At 42.7% G+C, this 15,369-nt stretch carries 19 protein-coding genes; 14 read left to right on the forward strand and 5 right to left on the reverse strand.

Annotation, left to right across the window (positions count from 1 at the left end; translation table 11 throughout):
• Positions 1–157: 157 nt before the first annotated feature.
• Positions 158–466: a GIY-YIG nuclease family protein gene (locus GKR61_RS00710; RefSeq protein ID WP_108478829.1), complete on the forward strand. Its 309-nt coding sequence runs from the start codon at positions 158–160 to the stop codon at positions 464–466.
• Here the strand turns inward: GKR61_RS00710 and GKR61_RS00715 are convergent.
• Both GKR61_RS00715 and ubiT read right to left on the reverse strand, forming a co-directional pair.
• The gene (locus GKR61_RS00715; RefSeq protein ID WP_036949091.1) at positions 439–942 is read right to left on the reverse strand and encodes a GNAT family N-acetyltransferase; all 504 of its coding nucleotides are present in this window, start codon (positions 940–942) and stop codon (positions 439–441) included. The genes GKR61_RS00710 and GKR61_RS00715 overlap by 28 nt on opposite strands.
• On the reverse strand, positions 936–1,460 hold the full coding sequence (gene ubiT / locus GKR61_RS00720; RefSeq protein WP_036949089.1) for a ubiquinone anaerobic biosynthesis accessory factor UbiT: 525 nt from the start codon (positions 1,458–1,460) through the stop codon (positions 936–938). Before ubiT ends, GKR61_RS00715 begins: the two co-directional genes overlap by 7 nt.
• Positions 1,461–1,840: 380 nt before the next feature.
• Between ubiT and ubiU the strand changes: the two genes are divergently transcribed.
• The 10 genes from ubiU to GKR61_RS00770 all read left to right on the forward strand — a co-directional run bounded on the left by ubiU (position 1,841) and on the right by GKR61_RS00770 (position 8,699).
• Complete coding sequence (gene ubiU / locus GKR61_RS00725; RefSeq protein ID WP_108478828.1) at positions 1,841–2,836, forward strand: ubiquinone anaerobic biosynthesis protein UbiU; 996 nt, start codon at positions 1,841–1,843, stop codon at positions 2,834–2,836.
• A 42-nt stretch (positions 2,837–2,878) separates the two neighbouring features.
• A complete protein-coding gene (locus tag GKR61_RS00730) occupies positions 2,879–3,754 on the forward strand; it encodes a U32 family peptidase (protein ID WP_036949086.1) in 876 nt (291 codons plus the stop codon).
• A gap of 129 nt (positions 3,755–3,883) precedes the next feature.
• Positions 3,884–4,294 carry a PAAR domain-containing protein gene (locus tag GKR61_RS00735; protein ID WP_154599695.1) on the forward strand — a complete coding sequence of 137 codons (411 nt, stop codon included), beginning with the start codon at positions 3,884–3,886 and terminating at the stop codon, positions 4,292–4,294.
• A gap of 6 nt (positions 4,295–4,300) precedes the next feature.
• On the forward strand, positions 4,301–4,801 hold the full coding sequence (locus GKR61_RS00740; RefSeq protein ID WP_154599696.1) for a DUF4123 domain-containing protein: 501 nt from the start codon (positions 4,301–4,303) through the stop codon (positions 4,799–4,801).
• A complete protein-coding gene (locus tag GKR61_RS00745) occupies positions 4,791–5,129 on the forward strand; it encodes a hypothetical protein (protein WP_154599697.1) in 339 nt (112 codons plus the stop codon). The genes GKR61_RS00740 and GKR61_RS00745 overlap by 11 nt, the downstream gene beginning before the upstream one ends.
• Position 5,130: 1 nt before the next feature.
• Positions 5,131–5,889, forward strand: coding sequence for a Tox-REase-5 domain-containing protein (locus GKR61_RS00750; RefSeq protein ID WP_154639482.1), 759 nt, complete (start codon positions 5,131–5,133; stop codon positions 5,887–5,889).
• 8 nt (positions 5,890–5,897) lie between these two features.
• Positions 5,898–6,575: an Imm52 family immunity protein gene (locus tag GKR61_RS00755; protein ID WP_154599699.1), complete on the forward strand. Its 678-nt coding sequence runs from the start codon at positions 5,898–5,900 to the stop codon at positions 6,573–6,575.
• 290 nt (positions 6,576–6,865) lie between these two features.
• A complete protein-coding gene (locus tag GKR61_RS17640; protein WP_272537326.1) occupies positions 6,866–7,291 on the forward strand; it encodes a Tox-REase-5 domain-containing protein in 426 nt (141 codons plus the stop codon).
• 13 nt (positions 7,292–7,304) lie between these two features.
• Positions 7,305–7,982: an Imm52 family immunity protein gene (locus tag GKR61_RS00765; protein ID WP_154599700.1), complete on the forward strand. Its 678-nt coding sequence runs from the start codon at positions 7,305–7,307 to the stop codon at positions 7,980–7,982.
• A 237-nt stretch (positions 7,983–8,219) separates the two neighbouring features.
• Entirely contained in the window at positions 8,220–8,699 is a 480-nt protein-coding gene (locus GKR61_RS00770) for a hypothetical protein (RefSeq protein WP_230085038.1), read from the forward strand.
• 80 nt (positions 8,700–8,779) lie between these two features.
• On the opposite strand, the gene GKR61_RS00775 is transcribed toward GKR61_RS00770, so the two are convergent.
• From GKR61_RS00775 to GKR61_RS00785, 3 genes are read right to left on the reverse strand one after another with little or no spacing between them, the layout of a single operon-like run.
• On the reverse strand, positions 8,780–9,937 hold the full coding sequence (locus GKR61_RS00775) for an ABC transporter permease (protein WP_036949268.1): 1,158 nt from the start codon (positions 9,935–9,937) through the stop codon (positions 8,780–8,782).
• Positions 9,937–11,082, reverse strand: coding sequence for an ABC transporter permease (locus GKR61_RS00780; RefSeq protein WP_154599701.1), 1,146 nt, complete (start codon positions 11,080–11,082; stop codon positions 9,937–9,939). Before GKR61_RS00780 ends, GKR61_RS00775 begins: the two co-directional genes overlap by 1 nt.
• 11 nt (positions 11,083–11,093) lie before the next feature.
• Positions 11,094–12,065, reverse strand: coding sequence for an HlyD family secretion protein (locus GKR61_RS00785; protein ID WP_154599702.1), 972 nt, complete (start codon positions 12,063–12,065; stop codon positions 11,094–11,096).
• 468 nt (positions 12,066–12,533) lie between these two features.
• Here GKR61_RS00785 and GKR61_RS00790 point away from each other — a divergent pair, with 468 nt between their 5' ends.
• The 3 genes from GKR61_RS00790 to GKR61_RS00800 are packed head-to-tail and all read left to right on the forward strand — an operon-like array spanning position 12,534 to position 15,360.
• Entirely contained in the window at positions 12,534–14,216 is a 1,683-nt protein-coding gene (locus GKR61_RS00790; RefSeq protein WP_036949266.1) for a sensor histidine kinase, read from the forward strand.
• A 32-nt stretch (positions 14,217–14,248) separates the two neighbouring features.
• On the forward strand, positions 14,249–14,965 hold the full coding sequence (gene btsR / locus GKR61_RS00795; protein WP_154639483.1) for a two-component system response regulator BtsR: 717 nt from the start codon (positions 14,249–14,251) through the stop codon (positions 14,963–14,965).
• Between the two features lie 23 nt (positions 14,966–14,988).
• Positions 14,989–15,360: a YjaA family stress response protein gene (locus GKR61_RS00800; protein ID WP_108478824.1), complete on the forward strand. Its 372-nt coding sequence runs from the start codon at positions 14,989–14,991 to the stop codon at positions 15,358–15,360.
• Positions 15,361–15,369 lie beyond the last annotated feature (9 nt).

Below are 15,369 nucleotides of genomic sequence, written 5' to 3' on the forward strand. Positions count from 1 at the left end.
TGTTGAGGTTACAAATTTGTGACAGGTTTATATCATTTTTTATTTATAATTTAGTATGTTATAAACTTTATGATCCGCGAGAAAATTCGCTGCAAGCCAACTAAATTCTCCTTATAAATCAGCACAGAATGCTAAATTCAGTGACAAGAAAAACAAAATGACACAGCAAAATTGGTCTCTTTACTTAATTCGGCAGAAAAATAACGCGTTATATTGTGGGATCACCACCGATGTTCAGCGGCGTTTTCAACAGCATGAAGCGGGAACTGGTGCCAAGGCACTAAAAGGTAAAGCGCCTTTGACCCTCGTTTTTCATTGTACTGCGGGGGATCGTTCTGAAGCATCTCAATTAGAGTATCGAGTGAAGCAATTGAGTAAGCAGGCAAAAGAAAGGCTGGTCACTGACCAGCCTGATGATTTACAGCATTATTTAGCGGATTACACATTATCAAAATGCGATGAGTAAGTGACTTCGCCTTTATGCTGGTCAATTGCACCGTTTTCGAGTCCGTAGACAAGAAAATGTTTTTGTAGACTTGGCCATTGGCAACGTAATTCGTGGTTGGAAGCGGGTTCGAAACCAAAACGCCCGTAGTAACCCTCATCACCGAGAACGACGACAGCCCCATAACCAAATTCATTTAAGCTATCTAACCCTTCATAAACCAATTTTTCCGCGATACCTTGGCCTTGATAGGCTTTTTTAACGGCTAATGGGGCGAGTCCTACCCATTGAACATCTTCACCATTCACATCAACCGGGGTAAACCCGACATAGCCAATAACTTCGCCGTCATCGTTGGTTGCCACCACACCGAGGGTCAGTAACCCATCTTCACGCAGGTGCTGAACAAGATCTGCCTCCCCCTCAGTTGGGAAGGTTTCACGTAATAGCGTGTCGATACCCATGGCATCAACCGGGATTTCTACACGTATCAGCATGAGGTTAACACAGGCGTTTTATGCTCTGCGTCCTCACTGTCTTGTACCGTTTTAATCACATCAGCGAGCTGTAATAGACCAAAGCGTAAAGGCGCAGGCATATTTTCAATTTCGAAGGCATCCATCAGGTTTTTAACATACAAACCTAACTCAGTATCCCCTTCAATCACCAAACGACGTTGGAAAAAGAGCGTATCGGGATCTTCTTTGCGGGCTGCGATCAATACCAGATCATTGGCATTGCCGCTGACACTGACATCCGGTTCAGCCTGCTTTTGTACCACCAGCTGACCCTCTTGTAAGCTGATAAACCAAACAAGCTCTAAATCTCGGATCTCAACTTTCAGCCATTTCCCTTCCAGAAAATCGAGTTCGCCTTCTTTAACAGATTCACGAAACTGCCAACTTAATAGTTGTTCGAGTATTTGACGCTGTACGACAAATGGGGTCACTTTCAATGGAAACTTCAAAAATGAAGGGCCTTGAGTGATCAGTTGAGAACGAATTTTACCAAACACAGTACTAACTCCCGTATCAATTATCTGTCCACCACGCATAACTACTGATTAAAGCAGCCGCTTGGACAATTTTAATACCTATAATGACTAAGATTATAGATAACATTGATGTGTAGATGTAAAGATAGTCAGAGATATATCGTTATTTATCCGATATAAGGACATATTTTGCCAAAAAATAACGTGATGATACCGATCCTATATCAATCTTTATCCATCTCGCCAATATTTATTTCCAATAATCTCTACACTTTTATAATAGTCACGAAATAACTATCTCGCCTACAACATTCCAAGCTTCTCTGCGCTAAATCAAAACCTCTACCAGACCCCTTGTCTAGAATGATCAATTGCTAAATTTTTATACAGAGAAAAAGCCAATGGAATTACTCTGCCCTGCGGGGAATTTGCCTGCCTTAAAAGCGGCTGTTGATAATGGTGCCGATGCAGTGTACATCGGACTCAAAAATGATACTAACGCGCGCCATTTTGCAGGTTTGAATTTTACGGAAAAAAATCTGCATGAAGCAGAGCGTTATATCCACCAGCGTAAACGTAAATTGCATATTGCGATAAACACCTTCGCTCATCCTGATGGTTATCAACGCTGGCAGAACTCTGTTGATTTAGCGGCTGATCTAGGAGCCGATGCCCTGATCCTCGCCGATATTGCTATGTTAGAGTACGCCGCCAATAAATACCCGCATATTGAGCGCCATGTTTCTGTGCAAGCTTCCGCGACCAACACGGAAGCCATTCGTTTCTATGAGCGTAACTTTCAGGTGCATCGCGTGGTGCTCCCTCGCGTGTTATCCATTCACCAAGTTAAACAACTCGCCAAAACCAGTCCTGTACCGCTGGAAGTATTTGCTTTTGGTAGCCTGTGCATTATGGCTGAAGGTCGCTGTTATCTTTCTTCCTACTTAACGGGAGAATCCCCGAATACCGTCGGTGCTTGCTCTCCTGCACGTTTTGTTCGCTGGCAACACACTGAAAATGGCATGGAATCACGGCTGAATGATGTGCTAATCGACAGCTACAAAAAAAATGAAAATGCCGGTTATCCAACGTTGTGTAAAGGGCGCTATGTGGTGGATGAGCAGAAATATCATGTACTTGAAGAGCCCACCAGCCTCAATACCATTGAGTTACTCCCAGAACTCATGAGCGCCAATATCGCCTCGGTAAAAATTGAAGGTCGTCAGCGCAGCCCTGCCTATGTCACCCAAGTGACCAAGATTTGGCGTCAGGCAATCAATCGCTATAAATCCAATCCAGACGGTTTTGTGACGGATCCTAGATGGCTCAAAGCCCTTGGCGACCTTTCTGAAGGCAGCCAAACCACCCTTGGTGCGTATCACCGTAAATGGCAATAACTGGCGCACATCATTCATCAGCATGGATTAATGGGTAACATAATGAAATATGCATTAGGCTCAGTACTGTACTACTGGCCAACATCAACCTTACAGGATTTTTATCAGCAGGCAGCAGACAGCGACGCGGATATTATTTATCTCGGGGAAACGGTATGTAGCAAGCGCCGTGATATGAAACCCAATGACTGGATTGAGCTTGCTAAGCAGCTAGCGGGAAGCGGTAAACAGATTATTCTCAGCACTCTAGCCCTGCTACAAGCGCCCTCTGAGCTGAAAGAAATCAGTAAGTTAGTCGATAATGGCGAGTTTTTAATTGAAGCGCACGATTTTGGTGTCGTCAATATGCTGGCTGAACGCAAATTGCCTTTTGTGGCAGGTCATGGGCTTAACTGTTATAACGCCCCTTCACTGAATATTTTGCTACGCCAAGGCATGATGCGCTGGTGTATGCCTGTTGAACTTTCCCGTGACTGGCTGGTGAATTTACTCAATCAATGTGAAGAGCTAGGTATTCGCGATAAGTTTGAAGTGGAAGTTTTCAGCTACGGTCACCTACCACTGGCTTATTCTGCCCGCTGTTTTACCGCTCGTTCGGAAAATCGCCAAAAAGATGAGTGCGAAACCTGCTGCATTAATTACCCGCAAGGGCGCAAAGTGATGTCACAGGAGCAGCAACAAGTGTTCACGCTTAATGGCATCCAAACCCTGAGCGGCTACTGCTATAACTTAGGCAACGATATTTCGTCCATGCAGGATTTGGTGGATATTGTGCGGGTTTCCCCTGAAAGCCTTGAGTCCCTCGATGTGATTAGGCAGTTTAAAGCTAACCAACATGGGCAGTCCCCACTGAGCATTCCCGACCAAAGCTGTAATGGCTATTGGCGCAATATTGCCGGATTGACCCTAGAGGCGTGATGGGCTTTTGTCTATTTTGACTCGATGATCTGTGATTAGTCTTATTCTTTAAGTTAAATTTAAGTTCACCATTGAAAATTTAAGTTAAGTATAAAATAATCAGTCCTCCATTATGGATGAGGACTGATTATGGCAATAGGATATTTTTTGCGGGTGGGTGATAAAACAACCTGCGGAGGACAAATATTAACGGGAGACCATACCATGCAATGGTATGGTGTTGCCGGTGCTCGTGAAGGCGATATGGTCAGTTGCGGCAAGCATTCTGGACGATTTTATATTATTGGCGGCTGCCAAAGTGTTTGGGATGAAGGGCGGAAAGTCGCGGGAACACTTGAAAGCATCAGTTCATGCCCCTGCCGAGCTCGTTTTATTAATTCAATTCAAGACTGTTATAGTGATGAATATAGCGATAAAAGTAGCGCTATTTCCTCGGTATCACCATCAATTCCCCCTTCCATTGTTACCAAAAAAATCTGTATTAGTTGCTTAATGAAAGCGGCCGAATCAGGCCAAATGCTTGTCGTTCGAGAAGGATGATGATTAATGAATAATTCGCATCCTATTTTTAATTATTCCAAACGTTATCCTACTGCAAAGCATTATTGTTTAATTTGCGGCTTACAGTATGAACGTTATTTTGATAAAGAAATTCAACACCATTATGGTGCCGCAAGCCCGCTTTTCAAGCAATCTTCCGAGGCTGAAATCGCGTGGGCTGGCCCGTGGTTGATTGATGTGACTCATCGGCATGACTTGCTGGCAGATTTAATGCAATTAGAGTCTAAATCTCCTGCATTATCTTGGCTAGTTAGTGACTTATCGCTGAATAAATTAGCGTCTCACTTCTCTGACCTTCTTAATGTGAGTTTACCTGATAACAAAACGGCCTTATTCCGGTTTTATGATCCCCGTGTGACGCACAATATGCCCCAAGTACTCACTCTTGAACAATTTAATGAGATAACGATGCCTCTTATTGCATGGTATTACCGCTTTGAAGGGCAATTTTATGCATTACAAGGAGGGCGATTAAATGCAGTTTAGCGAAGAACAATTAACCAAAATTCAAAATATCGAACAAAGTGATTATGTTGCCCAAGTTATTGCTGACTTTTATCAACATCACCCTGATAAATTACAAGTAATTGAAACATTAAATAGTCGTCTGCAATCTGCTCTTCGGTATTTGTTATCCCTAGGGTTTACCAAAGAGCCTTTAATTCGTTCTTTTTTGTTCTATGAAGCGTGCTCCCCTTACTTTTATTTGAAGCCTGAAATTAGAGATATGCTTGAGGAAAGCGGTCGAAATCCAGAGCAGCAATACCAAGATTTTTTACGGATAGCCATGAAATTGATTGAATGGAGAACTTAATATGCCAGTTCCTTTAATTATTGCAGGGGCGGGATTAATGACACTGGGTGGACTCGCCGCAGTGACCCATGAAGCCTCAAAAATCGGCTTCCCCTCTTCATCAGGTAGTGGAGATGATGAGTGGGGAAATACTAGTTATGAAGATAAAATTCGGGAATATGAGAGCATTGCGATCGGTGGCGAATTTGATGATGAAGAAAAGAAACGAGGCAATAATCAAGGTGCTGCTGTAGGTGCTACAGCCGGGGCATCTGTTGGTGTTGCTGCCATTGAAGCCAGTAAAGGCTGTCAGGACTGCCCGGCGCTCCCTTATATTGTTCCTCATCAAAATGATATTACCAATACACGCACTCCCAATGCTTATGCGTATCAGGCAAGAATTTGTAATACACAAATCAGAACTGTCGATACCCCCGCAGGGCAAATGCGATACATTGATGAATGGAAGTGCACAATTCCCGTTCCAACCAGAACCCTAAACCCGTTAGTGGAGTTTGATGGCTGGAAGCCTGATGAATGTAACTTTATTGAAACCAAAGATAATTATGACTTTCTTTTTGATAGTAAAGGAAAATTAAAACCATTCGCAAAAGATGGAGGAGGCATTTTCAAGCAAGCAAATGATCAGAATTGGCTATGTGAATCTGCTTTTAAGCAAAAGTCATATATAGACTGGCATTTTTCCCAAAGAAACATGTATGAATTTAGTAAAGGACTACTAAATTCATTATCGCAAGTACGTACACATTACTCACCTTAGGAAAAATTATGGATATTTCAATAAAGATAGATATTGAATTAAATGACCAATTATCATTAAAAATGCTAATGAGCATATTCAGTGAAATGATTGCATTTACTGATTTAATAACTAATAGCAAAGAGCTAGTTTGGTATTTCTGTGGTGAAAGTCTTGAGGAAGCCTTAAATAAACCTGCATTTGAAAATAATTATCCAACTTTATTTTTCAAAGAAAAACAAGATATTGATATTATTGAAGGAATATGGAGTGGTGATAGCAAAGCCCTTGTTATAAAAGGAAATAGTGTGAATTTAAAATATAATCTGGATTTTGATTTACGTGAAATTCAAAGCATAGCTATAGATAAGATAAAGGATATTTTATATTCATACCTTAATAAATTTGACATATTCTGCATTCGAGTAGATATAAATGACTATGAATATAAAAGCAGAAATGTTTTCCCTGACAGGCTCCCCGTTGGCTGGATGCTTTATCTAAATAAAAAAATAACGCAACAACAGGTTCCCATGGCGGCTCAACTTATTCATATTGATAATGACAAAAATCACGGAACATTAATTATCAGTACTGACCATGTTTTTGATGGTGAAAATAAAGAGGATATTAAAAAAGCCAATGAAATCGAAATTCAGCTTGCTGGGTTGGGATTACTGCCATTAATACGTGAGATATACAGCTAAATAAATTTTAATTATCCAAGTTAGCAGCTTCGGATAATGGTCTTCCCTCCTCATTCAGTATTGATGATGAAGAATGAGGAGATAATGCAAGTTATGGTAATAAAATTCGGGAATATGAAAGCATTGCGATCGGTGGCGAATTTGATGACGAAGGAAAGAAACGAGGCAATAATCAAGGTGCAGCGGTAGGTGCTACAGCCGGGGCATCTGTTGGTGTTGCTGCCATTGAAGCCAGTAAAGGCTGTCAGGACTGCCCGGCGCTCCCTTATATTGTTCCTCATCAAAATGATATTACCAATACACGCACTCCCAATGCTTATGCGTATCAGGCAAGAATTTGTAATACACAAATCAGAACTGTCGATACCCCCGCAGGGCAAATGCGATACATTGATGAATGGAAGTGCACAATTCCCGTTCCAACCAGAACCCTAAACCCGTTAGTGGAGTTTGATGGCTGGAAACCTGATGAATGTAACTTTATTGAAACCAAAGATAATTATGAGTTTTTCTTTAATAGTAAAGGTGAGCCTAATTGGTTCATGAATGAGCATAGTAAAATACTTAAGCAAGCCGGAGAACAAAATTGGTTGTGTGACAGTCAATTTAAAAATAGGTCATTTATTGATTGGCATTTTTCACATAAGAAAATGTATGATCTTTGCAAAAAAATATTAATAAAATTATCACAAGTGCGAACACACTATTCACCATAGTCTTGAGGAAATTATGAATTTATCAATTAGTTTAGATATTGAGTTACTCGAAGAAATATCAATTCCATCTTTAATTGATATTTTTAGTCATATGATTCTAACATGTGAATCAATTACTCATGAAAAAGAAGACGCATGGTATTTAACTGGCAATACTCTAGAAGAAGCATTACAGAGAAAAGCCTTTAGCCAGTATACTCCGACGAATTTATTAAAAAATATTCCTTTCTTTGATTGGATGGAATCAATATGGGCTAATGAAAATAAAGCATTAGATATAAAGTATACTAGTTCAGGCCTAAAATATAGCCTAGAGTTTAAACTACGTAATTTAAATGTATTAAACAAGAAAACTATAGTTGAATCATTAAACTATTATATTGAAAATTATAAAATAATTTGTATTCAAATTGATGTTAATGGCTATTGGTATAATGATAAAAATGTTTTCCCAGATAGGCTTCCCGTTGGCTGGACGCTTTATTTAAATAAAAAAATAATGCCAGAACAGGTTCCCATGGCGGCTCAGCTTATCCATATTGATAATGAAAAAAATCACGGAACATTAATTATCAGTACCGACCATGTTTTTGATGGTGAAAATAAAGAGAATATTAAAAAAGCCAATGAAATCGAAATTCAGCTCGCTGGGTTGGGGTTACTGCCATTAATACGAGAGATATATCGTTAATTTTTTAAGCGGTATTGACCCTAGAGGCGTAATGAATTTTCTATTTATGAGAGGCTCTCTAGCGAGCCTTTTCATTCCATGGCCAATCACCAACAAAAACCTGCGCAATTTTTCATCAATAACCTGTCTATACCCAGAATATCCCCCAAACAGATACAGAGTTATCTCCTTTGAATTCGGTTGACGTACGGTAGATTAGATAAGCAACCAAACTCACAGACTAATAAGGAAATACCCGTGATAAAACGTACCCTGCTCGTCATGACACTTTTTTTAACGGGATGCTCAACATCCCTTGAGTACACCAAAGCTGATCTCGAAAAAAACCAAGAAGTGGGTTACTCCGATTCTGGGTACTATCGCGTGGTATTTAAAGGGAAAAAAATTCTTTCCGTGCCTGAAAATGCCCATATTGTGGCAGGCACTGAAGATAACGTGGTTGGAAAATTGACCCAAGATGGCAAAACTGGTGAGTTTGTGATTGCGGGGCTTGCCGCCAAAAGCAATGGCAACATTAGTTCCCAAGTGGGTGGCCACGATTATAATTTGAGTTTCCTATTAACCGATGAAAATGATTTACCACTTTCATCAGTCAATTACATCATTATCAATGACTGTAATGGGGAAGCCTATTCGGGCAAAACCAATGCTAACGGACGCACATTTTCGGTTTCAACGCCCAAAGAGTGCAACTTAAGTCTCAGCGTTGTAGAGTAAAATGTACCGGAATAAAAAATTGTGACGTAACTTTTCAAAATAAGAGGTTGGAAACCAACCTCTCTGACGATTATTTATGGCTATTTATGAAAATGCTTGCGCCAGCGGTGCACTGCATGGCTAATCTGGCGTAACTCACCATCTCGCAACATGCCAATAAACACACCGATAAACGAGTAAATCACCCCAAGCACCAGCATCATCACAATATCCATCAAGATATCTCTAAATGGCAGCCCCATTTGGTTGATCCCCGCCATGGCGTTAGTCGCCCATGTGGATGGCAACGCCGAGGCTATCATTCGTACCCAATCCGGCATGGCTTGTAATGGCCAAATAGTCCCAGACATATAGAATACCGGCGTGGTGATAAACGCCAATGTCAGGTAGATCATCTCCACACTACGCAAGCATTCCGTGACCAACTTCCCTAACCCAATAACGGCGAGTAAGAATGGGAAGGTCAGCATCCAAATTTGGTACAACGGCGCTTCTTGTCGATAACCCAAAATCCATGGCCATAAGGCAAAAAACACGGTCGAAAGAAATAACCAGATAGGTACCAGCGCCGACAACGCCCCCAGATAAACCGCTAATGGAGGTTTACCTTTTGGTGTAGAGCGAATGGCAATACTGACCCGCACACACGCAATTAATAAGGAGTGCTGCAATAACATCACCAGCAAGCCAGGGAAGATAATCGCCGCAAAGCTAATTCCGGGGTTATACAGTGGCTCGGTTTCACTGCGAACAGGGGCAATAATCACTTTCGCTTGTTCAGGACTGAAACCCGCCTTTTCCAGTAACTGGGTGTTATAGGCGCTCAATAGCGTTTGATACGCTTTCGATAGCTCTTGCTGGATTTGCCCGCTGGCTAAGCGGTTTGTGGCATCCCCATAAACCGGTACCGTGATATTTTTGCCACTAAGCAAATGCTTTTCAAAATCCGTAGGGATGATTACGATGGCAAACAGCTGCCTCGCAATCATATCCTGCCGCGCTTGAGCTAAATTATCGTAACTGTGTAGCTGGACTTTGGGCGTGGCGTCTAAATCACGGATCAGTTCACGACTTGCGCCTGAGTGATCCATATCGATAACCGCCACAGGCAGATCCCACAGGACAGGACGCGCGTACACCAAACTCATAATACAGAGAGAAACGAGCAGCAACAGCCACATCGGTTTCTCCAGCATGCCCAGCAGTACCTTTTTAAACGTCGCAAAATAGACCGTCATCATACGATACTTCCTTGGGTTTCAAGCCGTTTCACTAAGCGTTTACGGATCAAAAATGCCGTCAGTAACGGGTAAATCAGCAAGAATAGACACACTTGCACAATGCGCTCAAACGAGATTTCCCGTAAGAAAATATCAAACATGGCGTTTAAAGTGTGAGTGAGCGGCTCCGCGTTCGAAATAATCCGTGCGGGCAGAATCATCGAGAGTTCCGGCACTGCCATGCCAGAAAACGCCAAGGCAATACTCACCAGCATCCCGATTAAGCTGTAAGCCATTATCGCGCTGGACGTGAAGCTAAAGAGTAGTAACCCAATACTCTGCGCCGCTATCACATAGAAGAAGCCCACCAGCATCATATACAGAGGGTTCCCCACCACTTTTGCGTCGAAAATAGTGACCAATGCCGCCAGTTCCACAATCAGTAACGTCGTAAAAAATAACGTATAAGGTGCCATTTTACCTAGCAGTGCCATTGAAAATGGCTTCACACTTTGAAGAATGGTGCCGCGAGACATGGTGTAAATAGTGGCTGTGACCACAAACAGTTGCAGCATGTGGATGGTCGCCGCAAATTGTTGGTAATAAATATAGCTGCCACTTGGGTTAAAGAGGCTATCGTAAGAGAGCGTGACTTGCGCCAATGCCGGTAGCGATTGCCCCATCGATTTTGCCATTTCTTGGCGGTATTTGGCGTTAAGTTCCGCAACTAAGCCGCTAAAATCTTGAATAGCATAACTGCCAGATGCGTAAAATAGTGCATTGTAGTACATGCGCAATTCAGGCTGGCGTCCTCGCAATATATCCTCCTCAAAATTTTTGGGGATATAAAGCAAGGCATAATCTTTGGCACTCCCCAGCTGCTTGATGGATGTCACTAAGTTGCCATCAATCGCTTTCACTTCCGCATGAGGGCCCGCATCAAGGTCGCGGATAATTTGCCTTGAAACCGGGCTGTTGTTGCTATCGACCACCGAAACTGGCACATCCATCAGCGTTCCCTCAGAGAAGTTAGCGCTGATTAACGTAAACAGCATCAAAGGGAATAGCCAACTCAGCCAGTGAAAGACTGGGCTGCGGATCGCCATTTGGGTTTCGCGGCTAAAGGCATGTTCAAAACCATGCCAAGCGAATTTGAGTTTCATGGCGTCACCTGTTATTTATCCCAGTGCCACAAGGCGCTCATCCCCGGTCGCAATCCTTCAATCGGTTGTTGTGGATACAAGCGAACTTCAAAGGTTTTCAGGTCGAAATCCCCTGTCGCACGGGTGGCTCGTTTAGTCGCGTAATCCCCTTTCGGTGCAATATAGCGAACTTCGGCTTCCACGGTTTTATCCCCTAAGGCAGGAACCGTCAGCTCAATTTTGTCCCCTTTTTTCACACCCACTAAAATGTCTTCACGTAGGTTATAAACAAAATAGGCTTGAGGGAGGCTGATCAATGAGATTAATGGGCTACCTGCATTGAACAGTTCACCAATTTCTGCTGGGATTGGACCAACTTCACCATCCACAGGGGCTTTCACTTGCAAGTCATCCAGTTGAACTTGGAGTTCAGCCAGTTTTTGCTCTGCTTGGTCCACTGCCGCTTTATATTGTTGACGCTGCTCGATACGATCGCCGTTTTTCCCTTCTTCCAAACGCGCCTTAGCACTTTGGACTTGTTGGAACGCAACATCTTTCGCTTTACGGGCGGTATCTAGCTCATTTGCTGAAACATACCCTTTACCTGAAAGATTATTTAAACGAGTAAATTCACGAGAGGCATTTTGGTATTGCGAATTTGCTTGAGCAACCGCAGCTTGTAGGTCACGCAGCGTCTCTTCACGAGTCCCATTTAAGGATTGGTCGAGTTGGGCTTGAGCTTGGTCCTTAGCCGCTTTTAATGCCGCGTATTGGGCTTGTAACTCAGGGCTTTCTAAGGTGAGCAGTAACTGCCCTTTCTTCACATCATCCCCGCGTTCTACATGGCGTTCAATGACTCTGCCTTTGGCTTTTGAAGTCACGATGACCTCCGGTGCGTCCACTTCCCCTTGCAATAATAAAAATTGATTATGGGAATGAAAAAGCGCCGCAGCAGCAATTAAGATCAGCATAAGCAAGATCAGTATGATGGTTCTTTTTTTCATTATGTATGTGGGCCTTGAATAATAACGGAGGAAACTACTTTTTCATTATGACAATAAATTAACACTAACGTTAAGAAATTTGTGCGCAAAATCACGCTTTAGCGGTCTTTTTTAGTCTGAGGGGCTTTGACGCTTATGTCAAATAATGATGTTTTACTAATTATTAAATGACGATTACTTAACCAGCCCAATAAGATACAATATCCCCCAAAGTATATGGCTAAGCCCACTGAGCGCAGCCCCCATAATGTAAAATATAGTGAGCCATGCTCTAACATGCTCTAAATAGTTCGCATTATGGGTAGGCGGCAAGAGAAGATATCTCTAGGAGCATACAAAAGTATGTGACTAGAGGAGCTGAGCGTAGCTAACACCCCCATAATGTGAAATATGACGAGCATGTACAAAAGTATGTGACTTAAGTAGCTGAACGTAGCCAACCCCCCCATAATGTGAAATATGACGAGCATGTACGAATTCGACTTGATTTTATTACTACTACAACAAATGTGCGTCTACCTCGTTATCGCTTGGGCACTCAGCCGCACTCCTCTGGTCACCCCTCTTCTTAAGGTGACCATTCGCTTACCTCATAAAGTGATGTGCTACCTTATTTTCTCAGTATTTTGCATCATCGGTACTTATTTTGGTTTACATATCAATGATTCCATAGCTAATACTCGTGCTATTGGCGCTGTACTTGGCGGATTGTTAGGCGGCCCTGCGGTGGGTTTTGCTGTTGGGTTTACTGGTGGGGTCCACCGGTACTCTTTGGGAGGAATGAGCGCTTTCGCTTGTATGATCTCTACCATTGTCGAAGGCTTAATTGGGGGGCTGGTCCATCGCTACTATATGAAGCGAGGGGAAATTAATAAAATTTTTAACCCTGTTACCGCTAGCTGCGTTACCTTTTTCGCTGAAATCATCCAAATGCTGATTATTTTGCTCATCGCCCGCCCATTCGATGAAGCTTATGAATTAGTGAAAAATATTGCCGCGCCGATGATCATTGCCAATACCATCGGGGCTGCCATGTTTATCCGTATCTTGCTGGATAGGCGCGCCATCGTCGAGAAATACACCACGGCATTCTCCGCGCAAGCCTTGAAAATCGCCCTATGTACTGAGGGTATTTTGCGTAAAGGTTTCAATGCGGATAACAGCATGAAAGTGGCAAAAATTATTTACCAAGAATTAGATATTGGTGCCGTCGCCATTACGGATAGAGAAAAAATTCTCGCGTTTATCGGGCTAGGCTCCGATCACCACATTCCAGGGACACCTATCTCATCCATTCAATCCAGGCAGGCCATTGATAATAATGAAGTGGTTTATGCCGATGGTAACGAAACTCCATATAAATGCTCGTTAAGTCCCTCGTGCAAGCTTGGTTCCACCCTCGTCATCCCGCTTAGAGGGGAAAACCAACGGGTGATTGGTACTATTAAGTTATACCAAGCCAAGAATAGCCTCTTTAGCTCCATCAACCGTACGCTAGGGGAAGGAATTGCCAGCCTGTTCTCCGCCCAAATTTTGGCGGGGCAATATGAGCGCAATAAGCAATCTTTACTGCAATCGGAAGTCAAACTGCTTCACGCACAAGTGAACCCGCATTTTCTCTTTAATGTGCTCAACACATTACAAGCAGTGATCCGCAAAGATAGCCAGCAAGCGGGACAGCTCGTGCAGTATATCTCCACCTTCTTTCGCAATAACTTAAAACGTCCAGAGCAGAATGCGACATTAGGGGAAGAAATCGAGCATATCAATTCATACCTGCAAATTGAAAAGGCGCGATTCCAAGATAATTTACAGATCCATTTAGATATCCCCGATGAAGTTAAACAGGTGGAATTACCCGCGTTTACGCTGCAACCTATTGTCGAAAATGCAATAAAACACGGCACTTCACAGTTATTAAATACCGGATACATTACAATACGCAGCTATATTCGCTGTGAACATGTCTATATTGAAATCGAAGATAATGCCGGTTTATACCAGCCAAGTGGGCAATCTGACGGCTTAGGGATGGGCTTAGTCGATAAACGCTTGCGCCTGAAATACGGTGAAAAATATGGAATAGGCGTGGAGTATGAACCTGAAAAATTCACCCGCGTGAAAATCCGCTTGCCCTACATGTCCACTTAATCACATTGCACATAATAAATGATAATAACGCTATGAATGTACTGATCGTTGATGACGACCCCCTAGCCCGTGAAAACGTGCGCTGCTTACTTGAGGAACATGACGATATCGAGATTATTGGCGAGTGCGCCAATGCCATTGAAGCCATCGGTTTGATCCACAAAAAAAAGCCTGATGTGGTGTTTTTAGATATTCAAATGCCCCGGGTGACGGGATTAGAAATGGTGCGTATGCTCGATCCTGAAGAGCGCCCACACATTGTTTTTCTGACAGCATTTAATGAATTTGCGATCCTAGCTTTCGAAGAGCATGCTTTCGACTATCTACTTAAACCCCTTGAACCTGAAAGATTGGCAAAAACTTTAGCCCGTTTACGCCAAAATAAACAGAAACAGAATCTCGAGCTTCTCGATAACAATGAACCGCTCAAGTTTATTCCTTGTACCGGACACAGCCGAATTTATCTAATGAAATTAGACGATGTGCAATATGTTACTTCTCGCATGAGCGGCGTGTATGTAATGAGTACCCAAGGACAAGAAGGCTTTACCGAATTAACCTTGCGCACATTAGAAATGCGTACGTCGTTAGTCTGTTGCCATCGTCAATATTTAGTAAATATGACCCAGCTCAGCGAGATTCTATTTGGGGATAATGGACAAGCCGAATTGGTGCTATGCTCAGGTGAGCATATTCCCGTTAGCCGCCGCTATTTAAAACCCTTAAAAGAGGCGCTTGGGCTAATTTAACGAGTGACTCAGGAGAAAAGGTTATGGCTGATTTTTACCTGCAAATTCGCACCAATTCGATGACATTAAAAAATCTCGATAGCCATGAAGAACACAGTGCAACGGGTGAGTTTTCAGCCCAAAGAATGGTTATCGGGGATTTTTTTAAAGCCGAGTTTGTACTGTATCAGTTGGTCTGCGATATGGGTCTGAAAGTCCGTCGCCCTTTTGCGTCGAAACATCGTATTTTGGTTCAAGCCCTCGAAATTATTGAAGGGGGCGTGAATATGGTGGAAGAGCGCCTATTTACCGAAATTGTTTACGGGGCATTTAATCAGCGTGTGAAAAAAGTGGTAGTAAGCCGAGCACCGCTACCTATGCCTCAGCGAGAAGCGAAAGCCTTATTAACTGCATAAAAAAACCCG

The sequence above is a fragment of the Providencia sp. wls1916 genome (genome assembly GCF_009706585.1).
Lineage (GTDB): Bacteria > Pseudomonadota > Gammaproteobacteria > Enterobacterales > Enterobacteriaceae > Providencia > Providencia lanzhouensis.